Raw genomic sequence first — 1,901 nt, forward strand, 5'->3', positions numbered from 1 at the left:
ATGCTATCATGTAAAGGCCTTCCTTTCTTGGATGAGGCAACTTCCCCCATCTTATTAAGCCAATAACAAGTATGCGGGATGATCCTCGAACACACAAGTTAATGGAGGGCTTTTACATATTGTCTAAGGAAAGCAAGGCTTGCTACGAATCAAGCAAATGCAAGAGCTGCTTATGCAGCATGGGTTGCTCAGTATATGGACGAGGGAATGCCATGCCGAAACGGAGATACTTATTATATTTATGACACTACGAAGGGAAAAATCTTATATAAGGGAGGGTCAGCTAGGAATTTTGGCGCTCAAGTTTGCAAATCGAGTAAAAATGAACCATCAATAGATATTTCGACTTGGAAGACAATAACAATATTAATGAATCATGATCGTAATTTGGGAGCCCATGTCTATAAGTATTGGCAGATAAGAGTTACTGACGGACAATTGACCGCTTATTACGCATTTGAAAATTCAACAGGCGACTGGTAAAAATTTGAAGAGGCATTGCTATGAAACACAGCGAGAGCAAACTGAATAAGAAAGGCTTCACATTGGCAGAGCTCCTCATCGTGGTTGCCATAATCGGAGTGCTCGTTGCTATCAGTATTCCTGTTTATAGTAAGCTGGTGCAGAAGGCAAGACTTGCGGCGAATCAGGCAAATGCGAGAGCTGCTTATTCTGCTGTAGAAATACAGTTCCTTACGAGTAATCACCGGGCGGAAGGAGAAACTTATTACACATATGATACAGAGACGGGCCAGATAGGAACGGTAAGCAGTTATGACCACAAAGATTTTGCCGGAAGTGTTGGCGATGACTGGTCAACACCGTCTTCTTGGACAACATCTACATGGATTGGTGGACATTGGGATTGGAACCCAGGCAAGCATGTGTATAAGAAGTGGGGGCTGGTTGTTGGTAATTCCAATGGGATTGTGAGGCAATATATTGCCGGGGATTAGCTTTCTGATTTTCCTGGCTCAGATAAATACCAGTTATAACAATATATTGTCCGGAAGCAGAACTGACAGCATCGGTCAGACTGTGCGACACTGAACAGTATCAGATGAAAAAGAGTGATACTCCATGAAAAAGAATAAGAAGGGTTTTACATTGGCGGAGCTCCTGATCGTAGTCGTCATCATTGCTGTGCTTGTTGCTATAAGCATACCGATCTTCAATAATCAGATGAAAAAGGCAAGGCTTGCTGTAAATCAGGCAAATGCCAGAGCTGCATTTTCGGCAGCGGAAGTTGCGTATCTGGATTATGTTTCGGAGCATGGAAGTGTTAGTGAATATAATTCAAAATATCATTCCGTTACTTATATGTATTTCACAGCCGCTGGAAAGGGAGTCTTAAATGACAGCCCGGGCTACTGGGTTGTAGATAGCAATGGGAATGTTTCTACGAACACGGATGTATCCAGTTGGACAACTCATACGAAACTGAGCGATGGACATATGCTTGGGGATCTCGTGGCAGATATCTGGACGATCCACCTGGATCCCAATACAGGCGCAATCATTGGATATTATTGTGCTTTTCCGACACACGGGAAAGAGAAATATCAGAAAGAATACAGAAAATACAAGGAAATCATAGAAGCATTGTCAGAAGGCAATAACTGGCATAGCTGATGATTGAAAGACAACTGAAAGCAGCATGAAGAGAAACCTGAATAAATACTTCGCCTTGCAGAGCTTCTCATTGCCGAAGACAAAAATGAAACAGTTTATTTCGCTGCAACGGGAACCAGGAGTGACGGTGGTTATACCTATTTGCAAATTCCGGTTCGTCGGTACATGTCTTCCGCTAAAACCGGTGCATTTATGTTGAATTGACGGTGCGGGCGCGTCGCTTTAACGGTGCGCCTTTTATTATGGTTGTGTAGTTTGATGAAAGGAGA

2 protein-coding genes are annotated in these 1,901 nt (G+C 42.9%); both read left to right on the forward strand.

From position 1 onward, the window contains the following. Positions 1–503: 503 nt before the first annotated feature. Positions 504–956, forward strand: a complete 453-nt coding sequence (locus MOZ60_RS11465) for a type IV pilin protein (RefSeq protein ID WP_370596784.1) — start codon at positions 504–506, stop codon at positions 954–956. A gap of 124 nt (positions 957–1,080) precedes the next feature. Further along, the gene (locus MOZ60_RS11470) at positions 1,081–1,632 is read left to right on the forward strand and encodes a prepilin-type N-terminal cleavage/methylation domain-containing protein (protein ID WP_370596785.1); all 552 of its coding nucleotides are present in this window, start codon (positions 1,081–1,083) and stop codon (positions 1,630–1,632) included. The last annotated feature ends 269 nt before the right edge of the window (positions 1,633–1,901 follow it).

The sequence above is a fragment of the Grylomicrobium aquisgranense genome, from assembly GCF_033971865.1.
GTDB classification, from domain to species: domain Bacteria; phylum Bacillota_I; class Bacilli_A; order Erysipelotrichales; family Erysipelotrichaceae; genus Bulleidia; species Bulleidia massiliensis.